This is a genomic window from Leptotrichia sp. OH3620_COT-345, from assembly GCF_003932895.1.
In the GTDB taxonomy this organism is placed as follows: domain Bacteria; phylum Fusobacteriota; class Fusobacteriia; order Fusobacteriales; family Leptotrichiaceae; genus Pseudoleptotrichia.
On record NZ_RQYW01000007.1, the window covers coordinates 43870 to 69687 of the forward strand.

Sequence of the window (25818 nt, forward strand, 5' to 3'; positions counted from 1 at the left end):
TTATTCCTTATTAAATTTCTGGCTAAAGAAAAAAGTCTGATACTTTATGGAATTATTCCAATAATCCCAACTGTGTACTCCCGGTCTTTCAATATATTCATGCTTTATATTTAAGTCGAGGAATTTTTTATGTAGCTTTCTGTTAGGTTCTATAAAAAAATCATCCACTCCATAATCTATTATTATATTGGATTTCGTTCCTATTAACTGGTGAGCTATATCCTCTATATTATATTCCTTCCAGTTACTGTCAAATACTTTTCCTATCCACCAGTTTCCCTTATATTCTTCAGGATGCATTCCTCCGCTCATACTTCCGATATTTCCGAATATACCCTGATTTTTAATACCTATATAAAAAGCTCCGAATCCTCCCATGCTCAATCCTGTTATTGCTCTATACTCCTTATCACTGTAAGTGGAAAAATTCAAGTCAATATATTCTACCAGTTCCTTTGAAATAAAAGTATAGTATTTTGAATTTTTTTTACAGAACTGTCTATATACCAACTATCATAATTTCCATCTGCTGAAACATAAATAATCCCATATTCATCAGAAAGTTTCCCTATGGAAGTTTTTTCAGGAAAATTTCTGTTTGAACCTGACCAACCGTGCAAAACATAAATTGTACTATATTTCTTTCTCTGTGAATAACTGTCCGGTAAAATTACGGTCACAGGTATATCTTTTTTCATTGATTTACTGTGAACTTTTATGTTTTTTTCAGTAAAGGAAAATACTGAAAAAGAACAGAAAAAAAGTAAAATAAACGTTATTTTCTTCATTCTAATCACTCTCCATATATTTCTTCTATTCTTTCATCATCTACTCCGAAGAAATAAGTCAAAATAAATCCTCCTGCATATGCTCCGAGCATTGCTATTAAATAAAGATGCCATGTTCCTTTAACAACTATAAGTAATCCGAACAAGCCTGAAACTCCCAATGTTATAGTACCTAAATGAAATAATACCGCTAAAGCCCCTCCAAATCCTGAACCTAAACATGCAGTAATAAAAGGTTTACCTAAAGGTAAAGTCACTGCATACATCAGAGGTTCTCCTATCCCCAGTATTCCTACAGGTATAGAATCCCTTAACATATTTTTGAGTTTTTGATTTCCAGTTTTCATATATATAGCAATTCCTGCACCCACTTGTCCTCCTCCTGCCATCATTAATATAGGCAATAAATAATTAATACCTTTTGACGGTCCGTCAGGATTATTAAGCAATATATGAATAGGAGTCAAAGCTTGATGAAGTCCTACTGAAACCAGAGGTAGAAATCCTGTTGCAAGAATGTATCCTCCAAATATTCCTAATCTATTGTAGACAAAATCAAGAATATCAAATATTCCTTTCGTCAAATATGAACCTAAAGGCTGTATGAAAAGTAAAGCTATAAATACACTTATTATTAAAGTAAACAACGGAGTAAAAAAAGTATCAAGCATTGAAGGCATTATTTTTCTCACTCTTTTTTCAATATAAGCTACTATCATTCCCATAAATAAAGCTGCAAGCAGACCACCGATCCCCGGAGTAAAAGGCTTATTTGTAAGAGGCAATATAACTGCATTTTTATCTTCAACTTTTAAAAGTAAAGGGAGTGCAGGATTTGTAACAAATATCGACCCCATAATCCCACCTAATACTGCTGTTCCACCAAATTCTTTAGCGGAATTCATCCCTACATATATAGCAAGATAGCCAAACATGACAAATCCTATACTTCTTAAAGCTGCAAACCACCAAACTGTATTATACATATTTTTAGTCGATACATTTATTACATTTGTAAGTCCCATTATAAGTCCTGCTGCAATAATTCCCGGAAGCAAAGGAACAAATATATTTGCAATTTTTTGAAGAAATCTTTGAACAGGACCGTTATGCTTAGCTTTATTAACTTTTTTATTTTCATTTGCAACATTTTTTACATCGGATTTCATATCAGAAAATCCGAGAGACATTCCTGTAAGTTTAGAAAATTCCTCTCCCACTGCATTAACTTTTCCCGGTCCAAGTACTATTTGCAATGTATCCGCTTCCACTACATTTAGAATCCCCTCAATTTTTTTCAATTTTACCAAATCCACTTCTTTCTCGACTTTTACTCTTAATCTTGTCATACATACGGCATTTGAAAGTATATTTTCTCTACCGCCTAAAACATCATAAATTTCTTTTGCTGTTTTCTTTGTATCCATAACTCTCATCTCCTTTTTTATACTTTATTTATTTTTGTTTTTCTTATTTTTTCCGAAACCTGCTCATAATTCTTATTGGAATAAGCAAAATATAAAACATCTATTAAATTCAACATAGATATTCTTGAATAAATTGCTGCACTTCTTACCAATGCTTCTTTTGAAGTTACAAATAAATTATACTTACACTTTTTTACAAGACGATTATTCCCATAACCTGTGACAGATATAGATACTATATCTTTTGCAAGCAATATTTCAGCTATATCCGTTATTTCTTTAGTCAATCCCGAATATGAAATCAACACTGCCAAATGCTTTTTATTACTGTTTATTGCCTGTACATGTTGTAAGTCTGTGCCTTCAAAACAGTTTACAGTTTTTCCGGCTCTCATAAATTTATAACGAGCATCAAGACAGACTATATATGATGCTCCTATACCGTAAAAATCGACAACTTCCTTTTCAGTTATGAGATTTACAACGGTATCTATCATATCAGGCTCCTGTAAAAGCATAGTTTCTTTCAAAGAATCTATACTTAATCTATTCAGTTTTTCTATGACTGTTTTTGTGTTATCTTTCCCATCTATGTCGATACTATCAAAATGAATTTCTTCATTTTCAAGGTTTACAACTTCTTCAAGCATTTTCAGCTTAAATTCTTGAAATCCGCTAAAACCTATTTTCTGACACATTCTTGTAACACAGGCATTACTTGTAAATGTTTTCCTTGAAATAATATTAGTATCCAGCTCTCTTATTTTTCTATAATTTTTTATCAAATATTTGGCAACATACTCTTCATTGACTGTAAAGTCTTTATTTTCTCTAAGCTTTATCAGTATGCTCATGAATAAGTCTCGCTACATTATTATCATATTTTTTCAATTTTTTAGTTGCCGTTTCTTTATCAATGTTCAGTAATATCATTGTTATAGCCGTTTTCACATTATTCCCCGCTTCTATTAAAATCATGTCCGCTTTTTCATATTTACAGCCTGTGGTCTCCATTATTATTCTTTTCGCTCTTTCAATGAGTTTATAATTAGACGTTTTTACATCTACCATATACCCTGAAAATACTTTTCCAAGCTTTATCATTACCGTGGTAGAAATCATATTAAGTATCATTTTCTGTGCCGTTCCCGACTTCATTCTCGTTGAACCTGTAACAATTTCAGGACCGACAACAACTTCTATAGGATATTGGCTTATTCGTGATAATTCCGAATTTTCCGAACATGTTATACTTCCTGTTACTGCACCTATACTATCAGCATATTCTATAGCTCCTATGACATAAGGAGTTCTACCCGAAGCTGTTAATCCTATAACGACATCATTTGAAGTTAAATTCATACTCATAATATCTTTTTTCCCTTGCTCCCTGTTATCTTCCGCATTTTCTTTAGCAAAAAACATTGCTTCTTTCCCACCGGCTATTATTCCTTGAACCTTTTCAGGAGAAACTCCGTATGTAGGCGGACATTCAGAGGCATCAAGGATACCTAATCTCCCTGAAGTTCCCGATCCCACATATATTATTCTTGTATTTTCATTATATACTTTTAATATTCCATCTATAAGTTTTGAAATATCTTTCAGCTTTTTTTCAACACAAAACGCAACTTTTTTGTCTTCATCGTTTATTCTCCTCAAAATTTCAAAGCTATCCTGAAGCTCTATATCTTTACTGTTCTTATTATTTTCTTCTGTTGACAATCTGTTTAAATCTATCATTTTTATCACTCCCTTTAAAATAATTATATCCTGATTTTCGATAAATGGAAGTATTTTTGAAAATGATTTTCAAAAATTGAAAAACAAAAAATCCGATATACTCAAAGATCGGTAATCGGATTTAAAACAATTTATTATTTTTTTATATATTCTATTAAGTTCAATGGATTATCAACCATAAAATCGGGATTTTCATTTTTAAGCATATCTACACTATGGCTACCCCATGTAACACCGCATGTTTTTACATATGCAGACTTTCCCATTTTAATATCAAATATTGCATCTCCTATCATGAGAGTGTTACTTCTATCAAGTCCGTATTTTTCAATGATAGAATTTACTCCTTCAGGATTAGGCTTATGATTTATAACTTTATCCGCTCCTATAATTTCCATAAAATAATCTTTTATTTTGAGTAATTCGAGATTTCTTTCCAAAACTTCAGATTTTTTACTTGAAACTATAAAGCATTTTATCTTTTTTTCTTTTAAAATATCCAATAATTCTTTTATTCCCGGAAAAATTTTTAAATACTTACTTTCCAGACTTTTATACAATTCCCTGAATATTTCAATTAATTTTTTAAATTCATCTTCTGATAATTCTTTCTCAGACATTTTCCTAAAAGATTTCTCAATGGGAATTCCCATATAATACTCTATTTTTTCTTCATCGGGAATATTCAATCCTATTTTTTCAAAAGCTTTTTGAGTGGCTACTATACCACATTTTTTAGAATCTCCCAAAGTTCCGTCAAAATCAAAGATAAATGTATCTAAACTCATTTTTTATTCCTCCTAAAAGCAAAAATGCCGTGATAGTTATTATACCATATATCTCGGCATTTTCCTATTCTTAATGTTCTATTGATTCATCAAGAGTTTCTTCAAATTTTCCTTTTTTATTTTTCTTTAACACTATTACTCCCAGTATTACCAAAAATGCTATTCCCATCATTCCTAAAACAATTCTGAATACTCCGTTTTTATTCTTATACTTAAAGTTCACTCTATCTCCCTGATAGAAAGTTATTTCTTTTTTATTTTTATCTATTGTTCCTGCGGCATTTTCTTCCGAAATTATTTCTCCATCAACTTTTACAGTTAATTTAGCGATTCTTGAACTTCCCATATCCACTATAACTATATTTTTGTCTTTTTTAAAAATTTCTGTATTCGAAGTTGCTTCTACTTTATTATTTTCAATGTCAGCAGAATTTGTTTCAGTATTATTCACCGAATTTTCAATACTGTTTAGACCAGTTGTTCCTGCACCTATGAATTTTAATATTTTCTTTAAATCTTCTTCTGTTTTCCAGTTAATTTCTATAACATATCTGTCTATATTAGAGTCACTGTCTTTTTCTTTTTTCAAAGTATATTTTTCAATTCCCAGTTTTGATATTTCAATTTTTAAATCTTCTTCTTTTATTAAGCCCTTTGCAATAGCAAGTTTTGAAACGGTATTTCCTGAAAAATCTTTATTAACTTTCATATCCGTTTCCACTGTTGCACAGCTTTGTATTATAAATACAAATAGCAATAATACTGATATTTTCAAATTTTTTTTAAGCTCATCCATCATTTACTCTCCTTTATTTTAATTATATCATATTTTCAAAAAAATTTTAAGAAAAAATAAACTTTCAATAATTTCAATAATAATGATTAATTATTTTATTCATTACCCGAGACTGTTCTCTCATTTATTATTAGATACTTTTTAACACTTTTCATTCAAAAAATTTTCATTGTAAAAACTGTTTTTGCCTATTCCCTATATTTTATTTTTCATCATATATTTTTTTCCACTTCCTTATTTTTGTCCTAAACGTTTTAAAAGGAGCAACAGTATTTATATGTATCCACTTCCAGATAGGCCAGTTACTCGGAGTCGACATCGCCCACTGTCTTCCTCCCCGCTTAAATAATTCCTCATCTGTATATTTTTCTATCAATTCAATAATTTTTTCGATTTTCCTGTTAAATTCATTTCTTAATTCCATTATTGAAAAGTTTTTGTATTTTTCATAAAAAGACTGGTAAAGCTCTCTTAAATTATTCCATTTATAATTTTCCACAGGAGTTGTTACTTTTTCACCTTTCATATTTCTTTCTTCCCATAAAAGTATTAATCCCAACCAGCCCAATTGATAAGCTATCATTTGTGCAGGTGTCCTGTCCACACCATCTAATAAAGTATCTTTATTTCTATCATTAATTTGTTCAAATTCTCCGATAAAAAGTTCTGCTCTTTTATTTATTTCATTTATAAGTTCATATTTATCCGCATATTCCTGCATAATATTTCTCCTTTAATATTTTTCTTAACAAATATAGTTGAATCCAATATTGTAAATAAAACTGTTTTAATAATCACTTTTCCTATATAATTTATCATAAATCATTGAAAAATCTAAAATATTAACAAAACTTTTTTTGATATTATTTTATTCCTATATAAATATGTATTTCGACATTATCAAATCCGTTTCCGCCTATGTATTCTTCAAAATCATAATTGAATGATCTTTCCAGATTCCTTTCTTTTAAATAACCGTCTAAATTCCCCCAAAATTCTGCCAATATTTTTTTAGGATCTCCTAAAATTTTAAATTTTGCATATTTCCCTGACGGAATATTTATTTTCATAATATTTTTATATATTTCTCCATTTTCATCAAAAATTTCACATCCTACAAGATTATCATATTCAAGTCTATCATCCATAATATAATTATAATATACTCCTGTATAATTATCGTTAATTCTTCGGTTATTTTTTAATATCCTTTCTTCTTTAAACAAGTTATCCCATAAATCTGCTATTTTTTTAAACATTGTATCATTATCATCTTTTATTCTTTCCTTTAATCCTATAATGGTTTTTTCATTTATCTCCACTATTTCATAATTTATTTTATCGGCTTTATTAAAATTTTCCATCGCCTTAGGATAGCCTAATGTATACATATCATAAAAGAAATTTATATTCTTTTCGGAAATATCACCCAGAGCTCTCATCACATTTGCTGCAAAACAAATTGCTCCCGTTCCCGTAGCAGTTACCATTTTTCCGTCAATTACAGAATCTATGTCAGTATATATAAAATTTTTATGATTTGTATACTTTTCACTGTTTTTTATTTCTTCAAAATCATTTACTGTATGACGACAGTCATTTAAAATTCCGTTTACTGCAAGATAACGAGCAGCATCACAAATTGCTCCTACTACCTTTCCGTTATTTTTAAACTTTTTTACAAGATTTATTATTTTTCCGCTTATTTCATTGTCCAATTTTCTCCAGTTGTATGAGCCCACTAATACTATACCTGAAACCTCATCGGATATTTCATCTATTGTCATATGAGGGATAACTTTCAGCCCTCCTGTTGAAATCTTTATTTCTTTGTCGATCGAAGCATATTTTACAGCATAACCTGTAGAAAATTCTCTTACATTTAAAGCCGCTGATAAAAAAGCCGCTTCCCAATCTGCAAATCCGTTTAAAATGATAAATATAAATTCTTTCATTTTATCCTCCCATATATTTTTTGAAAATTCTTGATTACTCTCAGAACTTAACTATCTTAGTTAAGTCCGCTTTCATATATAACCCGACATTAAATCCCTGTTAATTTGATTATAACATACATAATATGACTACATTATGTCATATTTAAATAATTTATATTTTTTGTGAAATATTATTTATAATTGCTTTTCATTTTTTCAATTTTTTCGGATAAAATATTTTTTATCCTTAAAGGCTCAAATATTTTTATATTCTCTCCAAATGACAGTAAATAACCGTATAGCCATTCATTTTCAACATTTTCTGTCACAACTTCAAAATTCCCGTTTTCTTTCTTTTTTATATTTTCTTGAGAAAATTCGTCATAAATACGATATGCCTGAGATTTATCGGCTTCAAAAATAACTTTTACAGTTTCTGTTTCACTGTATTCATTTTTCAAAGGAATTTTTTCTACTAATCTCTCAAAAATTTCTTCCGTTACTTGAAGATTTTTAATTCTTGTTATTTTAAAAGTCCTCATTTCACTGTTTTTTCGACAGAAAGCATATAAATACCATGCTTTTATTTTAAACCATAATTTTAAGGGTTCAGCACTACGTTTTGACTTAATTCCATTACTGTTATAATATTCAAAATTTACTACTTTTCTATTTAATATTGCATTTTTTATGTTTTCAAATATTTTCTTCTGTACTTCATTATATCCTGAAAAATCTACTTCTATCCAGTCAACTGATGATTTATTGAAAATTGTATTCAATTTTGAAAGAGTTTCTCCAATTTCAGGATAATTAGCTGCTTTTAAGCTTTGCAGTGCATACAATATATCATTTTGTTCACTTTTGGAAATTATTGATTTATCTAAAACATAATCTTCAAGAAGTTTTATACCCCCATTTTTTCCTCTTGAAGAATAAACGGGTATTCCTGCAAACATCAATGCTTCTATATCCCTGTACACCGTTCTTATCGAAACTTCAAAATGATCTGCAAGCTCTTTTGCCGTTACATTTTTTTTATTTAATAGTATATAAACTGTTTCAAAAAGTCTGTTTATTTGCATATAAATTTCTCCTATCTGTTATACTGTACTAAATTATACCACGGAATTTTCAATATATTCATTTATTATATTTATTTGTTGACAAATTTTTCATTTTATTTTATCATACAAACAAATTTTATTTTTTATGGGGTGAAAAAATATGACTAAAAATATTAAAGTAGTTGATTCATTTTTTGAACAACTCGAAAAAATTACAAAACCACATATAGAAGATTCTATTTTTGGAAAAGAATATATTATAACAAATCCGGATAATTCATCAACAGTTATAAAAAGATTTACTTTTGATAATAAATATGAACTCTGTTTTATGAAATCTAACGGAAAAATGAATTATGAATATATTTCTCCAAATGAAAAAATTAGAGAAAATATCATTGAAATTGTATATTATTATGACGGAAAAACAAAAATGATCTCTCAACCAGATAATAAAATATATCATTTAAAAAAAGGAGACATTGCTATTCATTATACTAAAAACTGCTTTTCAGGTTATTTCGAGCATAATAACATTTCCGTTATTTCAATAAATCTCTATGTAAAAAAGTTAAAGAACGATCTGAATCTAAAAACTGTAGATAAACTTATTTCAGAATGGGAAGCCAAAGTTGAGAATATTTTCAAAGATGATAAATGTATTATTGAAAAAGCAAATACCGAAATTAAAACTCTAGCTCTTCAAGTTCAGAATGTATCTTTAAAAGAAATTAATGATTATTTTGAGTTTAAATCAAAAATTATTCAATTATTTTTTTTAATTTTAAAAAGCAACTTAAAATCTGTTTCTACTGAAAAATATGATGCCTCTGTTACTTCTGAAAAAATAAAGTCGGTTATAAGCAGAAATTCCTACTATAAAAGAATTATGTAAAATAATGAAAACAACCAACTACCATCTCCAGTCAATCTTTAAAAATAATGAAGGCATGAGCATAAAGTATTATATTCTAAGTCTTAAAATGAATCATGCCAAATTTCTTCTGAAAACTACAAATTATAGTATATTCGATATTTCAGTTGAAGTAGGGTATGAAAATCCAAGTAAATTTGCCAAAGTTTTTAAAAATTATTTTGGAATTTTTCCGAGTAAATATAGAAAACAATCTAAATAACAAATATCTCCCGAAATATTTTATTTTGGGATTTTTTATTAATTTAAAAAAAATTAAAACAAAACTATATAAGTCCAATCAATCCCTTTTTTAGGGCTTTTTTTATTTTGGAGTATTATTTTTATATATTCATGCTATAATTTTATTAGAATTAAAAATTTGAGAGAGTTGTATCACTTAAAAAACAAGTGTAATTTTATTTTTATTGAATATTTTATTTTTCTTATTAAAATAAAATTTAATAAAGGTTTTTCTTTAAAACAAAAATATAAATTTAGCAGTAATAAATTTAAAATACACCAACTTATAATATATGAGAATAACCAAAAAAGCCGATTTTAAATTGGGCTTTTTTTATTATGGGTTTGTTTTTATCTTAAATATAATGTATAATCTATTTAAAAATTAATTTGATTATCAAAATATTAGCAATAAAAATTATTATCAATATTTATCAGGAAAGGAGAAATTATGAAAAATTTAAAATTTTTATTAAAATTATCAGGGCAACACAAAATAAAACTTATTATTTCAGCATTATTCAGTGTAATAAGTACAAGTTTTTCAGCCGTCCCTTATATTCTTGTATATAAAATCATTTTGGAACTTTTTAATAAGAATGTTGATTATGAAAAAATAAAAATACTTGTTTTCCTAACAATATTTTTTGTAATATTTAGTGTTATCACTCTTATTTTATCAGGAATTTTTTCCCATATTTCGGCATTTAACATTCTTTATAAAATAAGAATAAATTTAATCGAACATATGTCAAAACTGAATATGGGATTTTTCAGAAAAAATCCGTCAGGAAAACTGAAAAAGATTATTAATGAAGATATAGAAAAACTGGAAAATTTTATTGCACATCAAATTCCCGACTTATCTTCAGCATTTTTTACTCCGTTAATTTTTCTCGGGATTATGATATATTTTGATCGAATGCTTACTTTTGTTTTATTTATTCCCTTTATTTTAGGATTTATTGTTCAAAGCGGTATGTATAAAAATTACAGTACAAAAGTCGACTGCTTCTATAAACTATCTGCAAAATTAAATTCCACAATTATGGAATATATAAATGCAATGAATGTTATGAAAGCCTTTAACCTCACTGCAAAATCTTTTAGAGAATATAAAAATACTACTCAGGAATATGCCGACTATTGGATCAAACTCACTAAAATGAGTGTCCCTTACTACTCCGCTTTTCTCTGCCTTATAGACACAGGACTACTCTTCATTATTCCCATAGGAGGAATAATGCTCCAAAAAGGTAATATTTCCGCTGCAACTTATATTTTGTTTATTATAATGAGTTCTATATTTCTAAATTCATTAAAATCCCTTTTTGAACTTTCCTTTAATCTTTCCTTTCTTTTAAAAGGAATGGAAAAAATCACTGAAATTTTTGAAGAAAAAGAACAGAAATCGGGAAATCTTAATTTCCCCAAAAACTTTTCCAAACATTTAAAATATGAAAATATATCCTTTTCTTATGATAAAACCGAAATTATAACAGATTTTTCTCTTACTGTTAAAGCAGGAAGCACAGTTGCTCTTGTAGGTCCCTCAGGATCCGGAAAAACCACTATCGGACTTCTTGCGGGAAGATTCTGGGACGTGAATAAAGGAAAGATAAGTATGGACAATATTGATATACGAGATATTTCCTATGAAAATCTTATGGAAAATACTTCTTTCGTTTTTCAGGAAACATTTATGCTTCATGATACAATATATGAAAATATAAAAATGGGAAAAGAATATACTCGGGAAGAAATTGAAAATGCTGCAAAGCAAGCACAGATTCACGACTTTATACTTTCTCTTCCTAACGGATACACAACTAAAATAGGAGAAGGAGGAATTAAACTGAGTGGTGGAGAAAAACAGAGAATTTCTATAGCAAGAGCTATTTTGAAAAATACTCCTATTATTATATTGGATGAAGTTACATCTTATTCAGATATCGAAAATGAAGCTGAAATTCAAAAAGCTCTAAAAATGCTCCTCAAAGGAAAAACGGCTCTAATTATAGCTCATAGACTTTACACTATAAAAAATGCAGATAACATTATATATATGGACAAAGGAAAAATTATAGAACAGGGAACTCACGAAGAACTGCTTAAAAATAAATCTGCTTATTGGCATTTATGGTCTCGATACAATGAAGAAAATAATAATGGAATGGAGGCGGAAAAATGTTAAAGGAAATAAAAATTTTATCAGGCGTGCAATTTAAAAATCTCAAAAAACCTGTACTGCTTCTTGTTACGGATTCAATATTTTACATGATAAATTACATGATGTTTTATTTCACTGTTATAGATTTGATAACAAATATATTCAGCTTGAACAAAATCTTTATTTACACTCTTATTATGTTTATAGCAAATATACTCAGATATCTTTTCAATCGCACAGGTTATACGGGGATACAATGTCAAGGAGCAAAAATTATTCAAGATTTACGGCTTCGTATGGGAGACCATTTAAGAAACCTCAATTTAGGATATTTTAATAAACATAATATAGGAAACATTATAAATATCATGACTAACGATTTACAAGAATTTGAAAGAGTATTAACTCACAGTACATCAGAAATTATAAAACTTTCCATATTATCTTTCTATCTTCTTCTTGTCACTTTTGCAATTTCTCCTGTTTTAGGAATAATACAGTTATGTGTTGCTACAATAGGAATTATATTTGTGGTAATAGGGGCAGGAAGAGGGGCAAAAATTGCTTTAAAGAAAAAACATACAATGGATGATGTAGTTTCACGTATGGTTGAATATATTGCAGGAATGGAAATTTTTAAATCTTATAATCTCGTTGGAGAAAAATTTGAAAGATTGAAAAACAGTTTTGTTAATTTAAAAAAAGAAAGTATAAACACTGAAATTGCTCTTGCTCCTTATGTTCTTATTTTCAGGCTGATTACAGACATTTCCTTTGCACTACTTCTTTTATTTTCTACACAGCTGTTTATAAAAGAATCCGTGAATAAAATAGAATTCTTTTCATTTATTGTTATAGGACTTTCTCTTACCAATGTTTTAAAAGCTCTTTCAATGCAATATACATCTTTACAGTATATGAAACTTGCAACTGATAAACTTATCAGTGTATATTCTGAAAGAGAAATATCTTATGAACTTGAAAAAGTATCTTTTAAAAATTATGATATAAAATTTGATAATGTAAGTTTTTCTTATGAGAAAGATAAACCTGTACTGAAAAATATCAGTTTTGAAGCAAAACAGGGAACTTCCACTGTTCTTGTAGGTTCATCAGGCTCGGGAAAAACCACTGTCACAAACTTAATAGCAAGATTTTGGGATTGCCAGTCAGGTACAATCACAATTGATGACATCGATATAAAAAAAATATATCCTGAAGAGCTTCTCACGAATATAAGTATGATTTTTCAAGATGTATACCTTATAAATGATACTATTGAGAATAATATAAAGCTTGGAAAACAAGAGGCTTCCCGTGAAGAAGTCATTGAAGCTGCCAAAAGTGCACATTGTCATGAGTTTATTATGGATTTGGAAAATGGTTATGATACTATTGTAGGAGAAAAAGGATCTACTCTTTCAGGAGGGGAAAAACAACGGATTTCAATTGCCAGAGCCTTACTGAAAAATACTCCCATTATTTTACTCGATGAAGCTACTGCTTCCCTTGATGCAGATAACGAATATGAAATTAGAAAATCTATCGAAAAACTTGTTAAAAATAAAACTGTCATAACTATTGCTCACAAACTTAATACTATAAAAAATTATAATCAGATAATTATGATGTCGGACGGCAGAATTGAAGAAATTGGTACTCATAATCAATTAATGGAAAATAAAAGACGATATTATAAGATGTATACTGAAATGATAAAATCTCAAACCAATTACAACCTTGTATAAATACATAAATCAAAAAAATAAATATATTCATTGACAAATATCAATTTTAATCTTATTATATAATAAAATAAAATTGATATAGGAGAAAATATAAAAATGAAAAAAATTATTTTAATATGCTTATTTTTAATTACTGCATTAACTTTTACAATACCTTCAAAAGACAGTAGAGGTGTGCTTATAATGAGTGAAAATGAGTGGTTTGAAATGTTCGGGGATAATGCTAAAACTGACGGAAAATGCTCATATATAGGTGCTTTAGTTATGCAAATGGCATATATCAGCGAAGGAAAAATCAAAAATCATACTATAGAAGAAGCCTCAAATAATCTCGCAGGATTAAATGCTCATCTTTACAAGGAAGGACTTCGTCATCCGTCTAATGATAACAGCTTGTTATTTGAATACTATTATGTAAAAAATTGTCGTAAACTTACCGGTAAAGATTTTGATTTGATAGGTTCACCAAGTTTCAAATCGGTATTTAATGAAATTTATAATATATACAAATAAAAAAGGGAAATATTCCCTTTTTTATTTTGTTTTTTAATCTCCGAACATTCGCATTATTCTAATAAAAAATATAGAAATAAACGTTTGAAAATTAACAGCCTAAATGAAATTAATTTATGGTTTTTAGAAATAGAATATTTTTGAAAATGAAATAATTTTAGTTGATAAATTTTTTGGTATAACTTTTTCATAAAATAAATTGTAAAAAGTTTGTTTAGTTTTTTCCCAAAATATAAAAAATTATTTTAAAAACTTATTTCTCCAGAGACTGAAAATAAATATTATACAAATGACAACCGTAATCAATATAACATATATCCATCCATTTTCAGCATTTTGAAAAGGAATGGAAGTGTTTATTCCGAAAAATCCGAAAATCATACTTGGAATTGCCAGTAATACTGTAAAAATTGTCAAAAATTTCATAGTCGTATTCAAATTATTATCAATAATTGCAGAATAAGCGAGCTTTTCTTTTTCAACAATGGTAATAAGTATTTCTGTCATTTCAGCAGCCTGATCCGCTTCGATTAAAACATCTTCCAGTTTTTCTTCTTCAATTTCGGACAACTTTCCATTTTTATGCTTCCATCGCCTTTTTAAAGTATTTAAAGCAAGTCTGTTAGCTTTTAATGAAGTCGACAAGTAAGTCAGACCCTGTTCAATATTCAGTAATTTGTAAATATCCGAATTTTTCATGGCTTTTTTAAATGATCTTTTTATATCTCCTCTTTCTTTATTCATCTTTGTCAGCTTATCATGATAAATCAGACAAAATTTGTATAACACCGAAAATAAAAGATGATATAAACTCTCATATTCTTTTTCTGTTACTGTTTTTCCGAGTAATTTATTTAAATACACATAATCTTCATTCTGTTCAATAAATGTATAAAGTATATTTTCCCTAATAATAAATACTAAAGGAGCAGTTGCGGGGCTGTCCATAAAGCTGTCATAATAAGGAACATCAAAACAAAGAAGCTTTATTTCATTTATTTCATCATATTCTGATCGCGGACTTTCATCGGCATCTGTAGCATATTCCAAAAATTCCGTTGAAAGTTTATCTTTCTCGTTCAGTATTCTCCTGTCTTCATCAGATATATCCACTGTATTTACCCATTTCATATTTCCTATCTTTAAATGGATAATTTTTCTTTCAATCATATTTTACCTTTCTTCTTATAAAAACCGGATTTTTCAGTTTCTACTTCATATGTTCTCTTATTTTTCAGGTATCATAGTAACCTGCATATTTATATCTATAGGTCTAAATTTTCTGTCTATACATTCTTTCCAATATTCGAGATGTTTTTTATCAATAAGGCTTTCCGATTCACAGACATCTATCCCGCCTTCTCTCTGAACAGAATACCAGTAAAGATATTCTTCATTATCAATAACTTCTCTGAATATAGTTTCTATATACATTTTTTCACCATCAAGAGTTAAAAGTACATCTTTCATATTGTCATTTAAAAATTTCATTCATTCATCGACTTTTTTACTTTTTCCTTCTGATACTTTAAATTTTGTCAACTCTATATTTAATTTACCCATAATTTTTAATCTCTCTGTTTTATTATCATTAAGTTTTAAATTTATATTATTATTTTATTAAATAATAATATGATTTTTTTAAATCCTGAATAATTTCCACTTACCATATCTAAAAATTTTTTTAAAAGAATATAATTTGAAATCTCTCAAAAACTTTCTTTCAATTTTTATAAAATAAATTATAGATTCCTATTTTTTTATTTAATTTAGATATTTTTTATAAAATTTATCATTTTTCTATATTTTATAAGTTCTTCTATTCAAACATCATGTATATTCTTTTCGATATAAACTGCTATTTAAGGACTCTGCTAATTACCCCTCCACCTAAACATTTCTCATCTTTATAAGCAACAACTATCTGACCGAGAGTAACCGCTTTTTGAGGCTTGTCAAATATTACTTCATATTCATTTTCATTCAACTTTGTAATAATTGCTTCGGTATCATTCTGTCTGTATCTAAATTTTACAGTACATTTCAAAGGAAAAGAAATTTCATCAGGATTTATAAAATTGAAATCGGTAGCTGTCAATCCTTTAGAATACAATACCGAATTATCTCCCTGAGTGACAACAAGCTCATTCGTTTCCAGATTTTTATCCACTACAAACCATGGCTCTCCTGTCCCTTCTTTTGTATTTCCTATGCCTATTCCTTTTCTTTGACCGATTGTATAATACATAAGTCCGTTATGTCGTCCTAATACCGTTCCCTCAATATTTACAATATTTCCTTTTTCAGCAGGAAGATATTTACTTAAAAACTCGTTAAAATTCCTTTCTCCAATAAAACATATACCTGTACTGTCCTTTTTCTTCGCTGTTTTCAAACTATATTTTTCAGCAATTTCCCTTATTTGAGGCTTTGTATATTCACCTATGGGAAATAACACTTTTTCGAGCTGTTTCTGACTTAACTGACACAAAAAATAAGTCTGATCCTTATTGTCATCTATCCCTCTCAACATTGTAGATTTTATTTTTCCATCTTTCTCTTCATGAGTTATCCTTGCATAATGTCCTGTCGCTACATAGTCTGCACCTATTTTCAAAGCATAATCAAGAAATGCCTTGAACTTGATTTCCTTATTACACATTACATCAGGATTAGGCGTTCTTCCTTTTTTATATTCATCTAAAAAGTATGTAAATACTTTATCCCAGTATTCTTTTACAAAATTTACAGAATAATACGGAATTCCCAGTTGTTCGGCTACAGCTATTACATCTTTATAATCTTCTTCCGCCATACAGATGCCGTTTTCATCTTTTTCTTCCCAATTTTTCATGAATACACCTATTACATCATATCCCTGTTCTTTAAGTAAAACTGCTGCAACTGAAGAATCTACACCTCCGGACATTCCCAATACCACTTTCTTATTTTTCATTTTTTCTCCTTTTCAATACACAAACAATTATCAATATATAACATTAATTTTTTTATAAAAAGATTGACAAATATATAAATTAAATTATAAAATTAACTGAAATATAAATTTTAAGAGGTCAACAATGAACAGAATAATTACTAAAAAAAACAATGTCATAAAAAAAAGTGCAAAACTTTTTTATTACAGAGGATATAAAAATACGGGGCTGTCGGATATTTTAACAGAATGTGGAATACCTAAAGGTTCTTTCTATTATTATTTTAAAAATAAAGAAGACCTTCTTATTCATGTTATCCGTTATCACACCGATAATCTCATAAAGTTTTTTACTTTTACCGTTGACGATCTTTCGATTTTTAAATTAAAAACTTTTTTCTATCAATATTTTACCAATATAGAACATAATAAATTTCATGGAGGAAGCCCTCTCGGAAACCTTGCTGTTGAACTTGGGGACATAAACGAATCTGTGAGAAGCGAGCTTTCAAAATCTTACAACAAAATAGAAATCCGTTTTTCTTACTTTCTTTCTTCTTTGAAAATCGCCTATCCTGATAAATACTCAAATATAGAGCCTGAAATATATGCAAGATCCTTAATCTGCCTCTTGGAAGGAACCATGTTAAAAATAAAAATTGAAAAAAATAATAACTCTATTAATGATTTTCTTTCTTTTTTTGATAAAATTTTCAAATAATTATAACATAGAAAAAGGAGCTATTCTGAACAAAGGTCAGCACTACCTTTATTTAATCTGAAATATCTCCTTTTTTAGTAACTTCCTTTTTCTACTGAAATTATTTTTCCGTCTTCACTTACAAAAACGAGATAAAAATCACTTTTACCGTATAAAATTACTTTCCAGTCCCTGTAACCTTTTTTATATATCCCGACACTTTCAGAATAAACAGTTTCTCCGTATTTTTTTTCTACTCCTTGAATTCCTATCTGGATAACTTCATCTTTTCCTAAAACTTCTGATTCTTTTATTTTTCTTACTCCTGTTGACGAACAACTTACTACACAGATTAAAATAGATAAAAATATAATTTTCTTTAATTTGGTCATTTTATTTTGGATGTACATCAATTATTTTTAACCTCAATATCTATATCAAAATGTATCTGTGCCTTTTCATCATCCAAATATGATATTTTTATCTCTTTTAAAACGGCTCTCGGATTTTCAATAAGTAATCTGTTTATATTTTCATTCATTTCGTCAATCTTCTCAAAGTGTCTTACTAAATCTGAAGTTTTAAATCCCTTTAACTGTAGATAATTAAACATATTAAACATTCTTTCTCCTTCAGAATTTTTTTATAATTTTTTTAGTTATTGAGCTTTCATTTACATTATACCATTTTTAAAACTGAAAACAAACTGTCTTTAAATAAAAATTATTTATTTTTATATTCTTTTATCTTTTCATAAATTTTTTCAAGAACTTCGGAAAATGAAAGCTCCGTTTTAAAACCAGCAGCTTTTATATGTCCTCCTCCATTAAATATTCCTGCAATTTGATTTACATTATATTTATCATTACATCTCAAGCTTCCTTTCAATATCCCGTCATCTTCCTCCCTTACAAATAGGGAAAGTTCCGTTTTTTCTATTTTCAGTAAAAGTTCAGCTATCCCGTCAGCATCATCTTTTTCTATTTCAAATTCTCTGATTTTTTCTGCTGATAAATAATAATAAATGAATCCATATTCTTTGTCCATTACATTATTTCTATATACATCTCCGAATAACTTCACTTTTTTTATATTCATTCCAAAAATAATATTAGCAATTTTATGATTATCGGCTCCTGCTTTTATTAATTCTGAACAAATTCTGAATGTTTCGGAAGTAACATTGTCATGTCTGAAATTTCCCGTATCGTTTATTATTCCCAAATATAAAAAATTCGCAATCTTTTTAGTCATTTCAATATTGAACAGATTTAAAAACTGATAAAGTAATTCTCCTGTGGAAGAAACATCTTCAACATAATTCATCTCGGCATGTTCAGTATTGCTAATATGATGATCTATATTTATCGATTTTTTACATTTTTCTTTAATTTCCACCACTCTTCCATATCTTTCAACATTTGCACAGTCAAGACTTATAAATAAATCAGCTTCTTTGTCCATTGAAAAATCATCATACTTTTCTATGAGAAAACTTTCTTCAAATTTGTTCATATATTTCGGTAATTTATCGTCTATAACTATTCTCACTTTTTTTAAATCTGTACTGTTTTTTAGAAATTTTTTATTATATTCTTCTATCATCATTAAAAAAGCCAGAACGGATCCCAGAGCATCACCGTCAGGATTAATATGAGCAGTCAAAATTATGTTCTTCGCTTTTAATATTTCAGTTTTTATTTCTTCAGGTGTCGAGTTTCCTTTATACTTTTTTTTCATTTTTTCTGACATATTACTGTTTTCCCACCGTTCTTACTATATATTTATATGAACTCCCCAGTTTGTTTCTCACTTGTGCTTCCATAGCACTTAAAGTCTGAGGATTATCCGTACTTACAGAAATAACCCTGTACATTGTTCTCCCTGATGTACCTTTCACCGCCTGTACGGTAAAATTCCCTCCGAGCTGTGCTGTTACTTTTTTTGCCGCTGCTTCTGTCTGCAAAGTGGCAACTTGAAGATACTTTCTACCTGCTGTTCTTTTCACGACATTTTCTTTTTCTTTTTTATCAGCTTTTTCTTTTTGTACAGCTTCTATCTCTTTTTTCTTCTGTGCCAATAGGTCATTTTGAATTTTCTGAGCTTCCTGCTCTTTTTTCTGCTCTTCGGCTTTTTTTATCTCTTCCGCTTCTGTCAAAGATTGATTTTCCGATTTTTTCTTATCCGCCTCTTCACTTCCGGTATTTAAAACTTGAGATTGTCCTTTTTGGTCTTGAAGTTCATTTTCTTTTTTTTCATTTTTCCGAATATTATTTTTATTTTCATCGTTATTTTCTTTATTTTTATTTTCAGAATTATGAAAATCATTTCTTCTTATTTCAAATTTTTCTGTCACTTCATTAGTTTTTTTATTTTTTTCTTTCATAAACTGCTTTCCTAATACAAAAGCATATACTACAAAAGCTATTATTACTATAAGTCTTAATATTTTAAATGGATTCAAACGAAAACGCATATTTTATTTATAGTATTTTCAAATACTATGTCCTCCTCCTATTTTTATTTCAATATTTCTTTCAATATTTCCTTTGAATTATTTGCTGCAAGTTTTACAAATTCATAATATTCCATTGCCGATTTATCATTTAGAGAATCGGAAATTGATCTTATAACTAAAAATTTTACATTCATTCTATAACATACTTGTGCAACGGCAGCACCTTCCATATCCGTACATAACGCTTCAAATTCTTTTCCCAGCCGTTCTTTTCTATTACTCTCATCTATAAACTGATCTCCTGTAAGAATTCTACCAAAAATTAGCTTATATTTTCCATTTTCTATTTTTCGGATTTTTTCAATCAGTTCTCTGTCACTTTCAAAAGCCCATACATCCATCTGAGGAATTTGACCTAATTTATAACCGAATTTTCTTGTATCAAAATCATGATGCACAAGATCCGTCCCTATAACTATATCTCCAATGTTAACTCTTTCATCAAGGGAGCCTGCCACACCCGAAAAAATCACTTTATCCACATTGTATTTATAAATTAAAATTGTTGCAGTCATTGCAGCATTTACCTTTCCTATTCCCGACTGAACAAAAATAACATCTTTATTGCAAAATTTACCTTTAAAAAATGTTATTCCTTCTGATACTTCCTCTTGAATATCCGTCATTTCATTTTTTATAGCTTCAGCTTCTTCAATTACTGCACCAATAATCCCTATCATTCCACTCTCCTTTTTTTGTATACATTATTCTGCTAAAATATAAGCATCCTTTACTTTACATGCTTTTACATTTCCTGTTCTTAAAACAGCTCTGAACTCCCATTTTTTATTTTTATCAAGGGAAGTTGTACTGTCAATTGCATCTCCGACTTTATCCCCCTTTTTATCAAAACACGGTATCTGTATACTTACATTTTCTTTCCTACTTCCGTTATGGGACAGTACTCCTGTTACGATTGTAGTATTTCCGTCATTTTCAACTTTCGTTTTTGAAAACTTATACTTTGTCCCCTGTGCTTCTATCTCTCCATCATTTCCTCCGATAATTCCTGAAATGATATTTCCCGTAGTTTTAATTACAGCTCCCGTAACAGTACCTGCAGCTTTTATCGTTCCTCCCACTACACTTCCTGCAGCTCCCACAACTCCACATGATGACAAAATCAAAACTGCCATAGATATTAAAATTATTTTTTTCATATTTACCAATTCCTTTCACCTTTTAGAAAATTAAAAGTTTTTTGGTTTATTTTATCATAATTAATATATACTTTTTATTTTATAATACTTATTTTAACATTATAATAAAAAATTTACGCTAAGTAAATATATTTTTTCAATAACAAATAAGAAGCCCTAAAAATGGGCTTCTTTTTTTCATCACATAAATTATTTTTTAAATTTATCCGATACCTTATCAGCTAAATCTTTTGCTCCCTCAACCGTCTTGTTCAAAACATCTTCTGCTCCCTTTTTTATATTCTGGGCAACTTCACTGTCTGCAAGTTCTTTGGCTTTATCCACTGCTTTATCGGCTAAATCTTTCGCACCTTCTACTGTTTTATTTAAAACATCTTCCGCCCCTTTTTTTATGTTCTGTGCAATTTCACTGTCAGCTATTTTTTTTGCTTCATCTACAGCTTTATCAGCTAAGTCTTTTGTACCTTCTACTGTTTTCCCCAAAGCTTCTTCTGCTCCTTTTTTCAAATCATCAAAATTCATACTTAACACCTCCGATTGTTTTATCACTTTTATTATAACATTTTGTATGTAAAAATAAAAGTTTTTTATTCCACTGTAACAGATTTTGCCAAATTTCTCGGTTTATCTACATCATTTCCTTTTAATTTTGACAAATGATATGCCAGCAGCTGATGAATTATTATAGAAAGAAAACCTGTATAGTCATCTTCTACTGCAGGTATATAAAATACTTCATCCGCTACTTCTTCTACAAGAATATTTCCCTCTTTTGCAATGGCTATAACGTAAGCTCCCCTTGCCGCTACCTCTTTTATATTGGATACGGATTTATCGAATAAATCCGATTGTGTAATATTTATTACCACAGGTACGCCATCTTCAATTAGTGCTATTGTTCCATGTTTCAATTCTCCTGATGCAAAAGCCTCAGAGTGAATATATGAAATTTCTTTTGATTTCAATGCTCCTTCAACTGCAATTACATAATCAAGACCTCTTCCCAGATAAAACATACTTTTGCAATTTTTTATCTTATCTGCCACAGCTTCTATCCTATCTGAGTATTCAAGCATTTTTTCAATATCTTTTTTCAGTTTATAGAGTGATTTTATATCTTGTTCATACTCTTCCCTCGTAATTTTCCCAAACTTACTCGCCATATCCGTAGCCAATAAATAAAGGATTATCATCTGAGTAGTATATGCTTTTGTGGAAGCTACCGCTATTTCAGGACCTGCCCATGTATAAATCACATGGTCGGCTTCCCTTGCAATAGATGAGCCTACAACATTTGAAATTGCTATAACTCTCGCTCCGTTTCTCTTAGCTTCTTTTAATGCTTCAAGAGTATCGAGAGTTTCTCCCGATTGACTAAGTACAATTACCAATGTTTTTTCATTCATTACAGGATTTCTGTATCTAAATTCTGATGCAATATCCACGTCCACTTTTACTCTTGTTTTCTTTTCAATTATATATTTACCTACAAGTCCTGCATGATAAGCAGTTCCGCATGCTACTATATAGATGCTTTCGATTCCGTCAAGATATTCTTTTGTAAGCCCTGCATTGTCAAAGTTTATATTGTTATCTTCATCTACTCTGCTGTTCAATGTCTCTATGAATACTTCAGGCTGCTCAAATATTTCTTTTTCCATGAAAAATTCATATCCACCTTTTGACGCCGCTTCCAAATCCCACTCAATATGAGTAATATCCCTTGTCAATTCCTGCCCCTCAGAATTCATTATTTTAACTGAATTATTTTTTACTTCTACAATTTCATTGTTTTCAATTAAATATACATCTCTCGTATATTTCAATATTGCAGGTATGTCCGAAGCTATAAAATTTTCTTCTTTTCCTAAACCTATAATTAAAGGGCTTTCTTTTCTGACAGCTATTATTCTGTCAGGCTCTGAAACCGACATAATTCCCAGTGCGTAAGCTCCCTTAATAACTTTGATAAGTTTTTTTGTAGCTTCCAATAAATCTCCTTCATACAATTCATCCAGTAAATGAGTTATAACTTCAGTATCCGTTTCAGAATTAAATTTATATCCTTTTTCAATAAGTTCTTTTTTCAATTCCAGATAATTTTCAATAATTCCGTTATGAACTACAACAAGTGTCTCATCGTTATTAAAATGAGGATGTGAATTTTCATCAGACGGTTTTCCATGTGTCGCCCATCTCGTATGACCTATGGCTACTTTCCCCTTTAAAGGATTTTTCTCTAAAACATCTACAAGATTTTGGAGTCTTCCTACTTTTTTTATAATTGAAAATTTTTCTTCTCCTGTATTTACAGCAATCCCCGCTGAATCATAACCTCTGTATTCCAGTTTCTCTAATCCATCCAACACAAAATCCTGTGCATTCTGTGTTCCGATATACCCTACTATTCCGCACATAATTATTCTCCTTAAATATAAAATTATTTCGGTAGAATAATCACTACAGCAGTTTTGTTTTACAGTCACCTGTAATTTTTGTATGCTGTTAAGGTTGTGATAACCTAAAGAGTATCCGCCGATAATTTCGATAACCCTTTTTCCTCGTCACCTTTATTTTTCTTAAAATGAAGGTCTGGCGCTTTTTTTATTTTTTATTCTCCGATTGGGTAATTATATCAGAATTATGTTTTTTTTTCAATAAACAAAAATTTTTGAATTTTTTTACTAAAATTTCTTTTAAATTATACTTTTTCATATATTTTATGAAATTTTATTTTTTCTACTTTTCTTCTTAAATCAACTTTCAATTCATAATATTTTCACTTTCTTTTTTTATTGTAGTTTCCCCAAGGTTATGATATAATTTTCAAAAATACACTTTAAATAAATTATTAAGGAGGACAAAAAATATGAAAAAGTTCATATTAATTTTAGGACTTTCAATTTACGGACTGACATTTTCAGCTCAAGGATTAAATCTCCCTTTTACAACTGATGGAAATCTTAACTTTGATAAAATCGAAAATAAAAGTTGGAGCTTTCCTGACAGTCCCAACACATTCAAAATAGAAAAAGAAAATAATGATTACTACATTTTCCATTATGGATATGATGATGAACAGGAAAAGGAAACATTTGAAAAACATAAGCTGACTGTTTATAAAAATGTATACTTTAAGGATAACTCTTATGCCTATGCCTATGATATAAAATTTAAAACTGTTGTAATTCTTGATTCTAAAGATTTAAGAATTATATTTCCGGCAGATCCTGTAGATTAATAAAAGATGTTTCAGATGAGATATCAACATTTTCTCATAAGAAACATCTTGCTTATCATTTCAAAAACATCATTAAAACAGATATTACCGGTGCAAACAGAATTGTGCTTGTAGTTACCACATTTGTAGCATATTTTATATCTCCTTCGGCTTCATTAGCCAATATAGGTAATACTGCAAATACAGGTGCAGCCGACTGTACTATATATGTTTTTATATCCAGAGCGGTCAGACTTCCTGAAAATTTCATACCTAACATAAGTATAATCACCATTATTAGTGGCGAAATCAAAAATCTGCCTGTTAAAGCAAGTATTGTATCTCTGTCAAAATGTATATTTCTAAGTCTTGCATCAGAAAGTACGATTCCTATATACATAAGAGACAGAGGAGTAACTATACTTCCTACATATCTCATCGTAGAATTAATCATTTTAGGCAGTTCTATATTGAGAAACAGCAATAATAAAGCAACTATAAATCCTATAAGAGGAGGAGAAAATATTTTTTTCCATTTTATCCCTCCTTTTTTATTTTCACTGTCCTTACTGTCCGAAGATACAAAAAACGAACCGAAAGTCCATATGGAAACAGTATTTGCTATATAGTACATCAGATAATAAGGTAAACTTTCTTCTCCAAACAGTTCTATGTTTAAAGGTAAGCCTATAAATATAGTATTGGCATTTACAAAGGCATTTATGAAAATCCCTCTTCTTCCCTGTTTTATTTTGAATATTTTAACAATAATAACAGCTGAAATATATCCGACAATAAACGAACCGAAAGTGTAAATCAGTCTATCTGACATTAAAATAAGCATTTCTACTGTTAAATTAGTTGAAACTGCAATATAAATTGATGCAGGTAAAGCAATATTCGTTATTACTTTCGATACATTTTCACTAAAACTGTCATGAAACCAGTCTTTTTTTCTTAAAACATATCCTATTCCTATCATAAAAATAATCGGGAAAATACTTTCCAGCGATTTTATAAAAATCATTTTTCTTTTTTCTCCTTTTCATTTGTTACGTTTCATTATACTAAAAAAATCCGAAGAAAGTCCAGCTGTATTTTTCCTATAAAAGCTTATTATCCTCCTCACACTGTTGATACCATCCCGATTTT

The 25818-nt window shown here is 28.9% G+C and carries 29 protein-coding genes; 7 read left to right on the forward strand and 22 right to left on the reverse strand.

All coding sequences use genetic code 11. The features are described from left to right. The 10 genes from EII29_RS05585 to EII29_RS05630 all read right to left on the reverse strand — a co-directional run bounded on the left by EII29_RS05585 (position 1) and on the right by EII29_RS05630 (position 8564). Positions 1–510, reverse strand: a complete 510-nt coding sequence (locus EII29_RS05585; RefSeq protein ID WP_255411021.1) for an alpha/beta hydrolase family protein — start codon at positions 508–510, stop codon at positions 1–3. After that, positions 444–788: an alpha/beta hydrolase-fold protein gene (locus EII29_RS13050; protein ID WP_255411022.1), complete on the reverse strand. Its 345-nt coding sequence runs from the start codon at positions 786–788 to the stop codon at positions 444–446. Before EII29_RS13050 ends, EII29_RS05585 begins: the two co-directional genes overlap by 67 nt. 5 nt (positions 789–793) lie before the next feature. Then, the gene (locus EII29_RS05590; RefSeq protein ID WP_125236556.1) at positions 794–2215 is read right to left on the reverse strand and encodes a PTS transporter subunit EIIC; all 1422 of its coding nucleotides are present in this window, start codon (positions 2213–2215) and stop codon (positions 794–796) included. 17 nt (positions 2216–2232) lie between these two features. Continuing rightward, positions 2233–3069, reverse strand: a complete 837-nt coding sequence (locus EII29_RS05595) for a MurR/RpiR family transcriptional regulator (protein ID WP_125236557.1) — start codon at positions 3067–3069, stop codon at positions 2233–2235. Further along, positions 3047–3958 (reverse strand): N-acetylmuramic acid 6-phosphate etherase, encoded by a 912-nt coding sequence (gene murQ, locus EII29_RS05600; protein WP_125236558.1) that lies wholly within the window; start codon positions 3956–3958, stop codon positions 3047–3049. The genes EII29_RS05595 and murQ overlap by 23 nt, the downstream gene beginning before the upstream one ends. Before the next feature lie 134 nt (positions 3959–4092). Next, the gene (locus EII29_RS05605) at positions 4093–4746 is read right to left on the reverse strand and encodes an HAD family hydrolase (RefSeq protein WP_125236559.1); all 654 of its coding nucleotides are present in this window, start codon (positions 4744–4746) and stop codon (positions 4093–4095) included. Between the two features lie 70 nt (positions 4747–4816). Continuing rightward, positions 4817–5542 (reverse strand): hypothetical protein, encoded by a 726-nt coding sequence (locus EII29_RS05610; protein WP_125236560.1) that lies wholly within the window; start codon positions 5540–5542, stop codon positions 4817–4819. A 202-nt stretch (positions 5543–5744) separates the two neighbouring features. Next, on the reverse strand, positions 5745–6263 hold the full coding sequence (locus EII29_RS05615) for a ClbS/DfsB family four-helix bundle protein (protein ID WP_125236561.1): 519 nt from the start codon (positions 6261–6263) through the stop codon (positions 5745–5747). Between the two features lie 142 nt (positions 6264–6405). Further along, positions 6406–7497 (reverse strand): effector binding domain-containing protein, encoded by a 1092-nt coding sequence (locus tag EII29_RS12805; RefSeq protein ID WP_233573263.1) that lies wholly within the window; start codon positions 7495–7497, stop codon positions 6406–6408. 173 nt (positions 7498–7670) lie between these two features. Beyond that, entirely contained in the window at positions 7671–8564 is an 894-nt protein-coding gene (locus tag EII29_RS05630; protein WP_125236562.1) for a YafY family protein, read from the reverse strand. Positions 8565–8706: 142 nt separating this feature from the next. Here EII29_RS05630 and EII29_RS05635 point away from each other — a divergent pair, with 142 nt between their 5' ends. The 5 genes from EII29_RS05635 to EII29_RS05655 all read left to right on the forward strand — a co-directional run bounded on the left by EII29_RS05635 (position 8707) and on the right by EII29_RS05655 (position 14133). Beyond that, positions 8707–9441 (forward strand): hypothetical protein, encoded by a 735-nt coding sequence (locus tag EII29_RS05635; RefSeq protein WP_125236563.1) that lies wholly within the window; start codon positions 8707–8709, stop codon positions 9439–9441. Positions 9442–9445: 4 nt separating this feature from the next. After that, entirely contained in the window at positions 9446–9682 is a 237-nt protein-coding gene (locus EII29_RS05640; RefSeq protein ID WP_125236564.1) for a helix-turn-helix transcriptional regulator, read from the forward strand. Between the two features lie 471 nt (positions 9683–10153). Continuing rightward, positions 10154–11896: an ABC transporter ATP-binding protein gene (locus EII29_RS05645; protein ID WP_125236565.1), complete on the forward strand. Its 1743-nt coding sequence runs from the start codon at positions 10154–10156 to the stop codon at positions 11894–11896. Further along, a complete protein-coding gene (locus EII29_RS05650; protein WP_125236566.1) occupies positions 11890–13620 on the forward strand; it encodes an ABC transporter ATP-binding protein in 1731 nt (576 codons plus the stop codon). Before EII29_RS05645 ends, EII29_RS05650 begins: the two co-directional genes overlap by 7 nt. A gap of 96 nt (positions 13621–13716) precedes the next feature. After that, positions 13717–14133, forward strand: a complete 417-nt coding sequence (locus EII29_RS05655) for a hypothetical protein (RefSeq protein ID WP_125236567.1) — start codon at positions 13717–13719, stop codon at positions 14131–14133. Positions 14134–14373: 240 nt separating this feature from the next. Here the strand turns inward: EII29_RS05655 and EII29_RS05660 are convergent, their stop codons facing one another. The 3 genes from EII29_RS05660 to mnmA all read right to left on the reverse strand — a co-directional run bounded on the left by EII29_RS05660 (position 14374) and on the right by mnmA (position 17089). Further along, the gene (locus tag EII29_RS05660; protein ID WP_125236568.1) at positions 14374–15303 is read right to left on the reverse strand and encodes a magnesium transporter CorA family protein; all 930 of its coding nucleotides are present in this window, start codon (positions 15301–15303) and stop codon (positions 14374–14376) included. A gap of 57 nt (positions 15304–15360) precedes the next feature. Beyond that, positions 15361–15624 (reverse strand): DUF6176 family protein, encoded by a 264-nt coding sequence (locus tag EII29_RS05665; protein WP_199726031.1) that lies wholly within the window; start codon positions 15622–15624, stop codon positions 15361–15363. A 367-nt stretch (positions 15625–15991) separates the two neighbouring features. Further along, entirely contained in the window at positions 15992–17089 is a 1098-nt protein-coding gene (mnmA, locus tag EII29_RS05670; protein ID WP_125236569.1) for a tRNA 2-thiouridine(34) synthase MnmA, read from the reverse strand. Positions 17090–17213: 124 nt separating this feature from the next. On the opposite strand from mnmA, the gene EII29_RS05675 reads away from it, so the two are divergent. Continuing rightward, positions 17214–17789, forward strand: a complete 576-nt coding sequence (locus EII29_RS05675; RefSeq protein WP_125236570.1) for a TetR/AcrR family transcriptional regulator — start codon at positions 17214–17216, stop codon at positions 17787–17789. Positions 17790–17863: 74 nt separating this feature from the next. Here EII29_RS05675 and EII29_RS05680 read toward each other — a convergent pair whose 3' ends face one another. From EII29_RS05680 to glmS, 8 genes are all read right to left on the reverse strand, one after another. Next, entirely contained in the window at positions 17864–18160 is a 297-nt protein-coding gene (locus EII29_RS05680) for a hypothetical protein (protein ID WP_233573264.1), read from the reverse strand. Positions 18161–18177: 17 nt separating this feature from the next. Next, positions 18178–18390 (reverse strand): hypothetical protein, encoded by a 213-nt coding sequence (locus tag EII29_RS05685; protein WP_125236571.1) that lies wholly within the window; start codon positions 18388–18390, stop codon positions 18178–18180. Positions 18391–18491: 101 nt separating this feature from the next. Beyond that, positions 18492–19508, reverse strand: coding sequence for a bifunctional oligoribonuclease/PAP phosphatase NrnA (locus EII29_RS05690; protein ID WP_125236627.1), 1017 nt, complete (start codon positions 19506–19508; stop codon positions 18492–18494). Positions 19509–19521: 13 nt separating this feature from the next. Next, entirely contained in the window at positions 19522–20244 is a 723-nt protein-coding gene (locus tag EII29_RS05695; RefSeq protein WP_148096407.1) for a hypothetical protein, read from the reverse strand. A gap of 44 nt (positions 20245–20288) precedes the next feature. After that, entirely contained in the window at positions 20289–20966 is a 678-nt protein-coding gene (locus EII29_RS05700; RefSeq protein WP_125236573.1) for a 5'-methylthioadenosine/adenosylhomocysteine nucleosidase, read from the reverse strand. A gap of 24 nt (positions 20967–20990) precedes the next feature. Continuing rightward, a complete protein-coding gene (locus tag EII29_RS05705) occupies positions 20991–21446 on the reverse strand; it encodes an FxLYD domain-containing protein (RefSeq protein WP_125236574.1) in 456 nt (151 codons plus the stop codon). Positions 21447–21635: 189 nt separating this feature from the next. Continuing rightward, positions 21636–21968 (reverse strand): hypothetical protein, encoded by a 333-nt coding sequence (locus EII29_RS05710; RefSeq protein WP_125236575.1) that lies wholly within the window; start codon positions 21966–21968, stop codon positions 21636–21638. A 65-nt stretch (positions 21969–22033) separates the two neighbouring features. Beyond that, positions 22034–23863 (reverse strand): glutamine--fructose-6-phosphate transaminase (isomerizing), encoded by a 1830-nt coding sequence (gene glmS / locus EII29_RS05715; protein ID WP_125236576.1) that lies wholly within the window; start codon positions 23861–23863, stop codon positions 22034–22036. 452 nt (positions 23864–24315) lie between these two features. On the opposite strand from glmS, the gene EII29_RS05720 reads away from it, so the two are divergent. Further along, positions 24316–24687, forward strand: coding sequence for a hypothetical protein (locus EII29_RS05720; RefSeq protein ID WP_125236577.1), 372 nt, complete (start codon positions 24316–24318; stop codon positions 24685–24687). A gap of 55 nt (positions 24688–24742) precedes the next feature. Here the strand turns inward: EII29_RS05720 and EII29_RS05725 are convergent, their stop codons facing one another. Then, a complete protein-coding gene (locus EII29_RS05725; RefSeq protein WP_125236578.1) occupies positions 24743–25693 on the reverse strand; it encodes an AEC family transporter in 951 nt (316 codons plus the stop codon). Positions 25694–25818 lie beyond the last annotated feature (125 nt).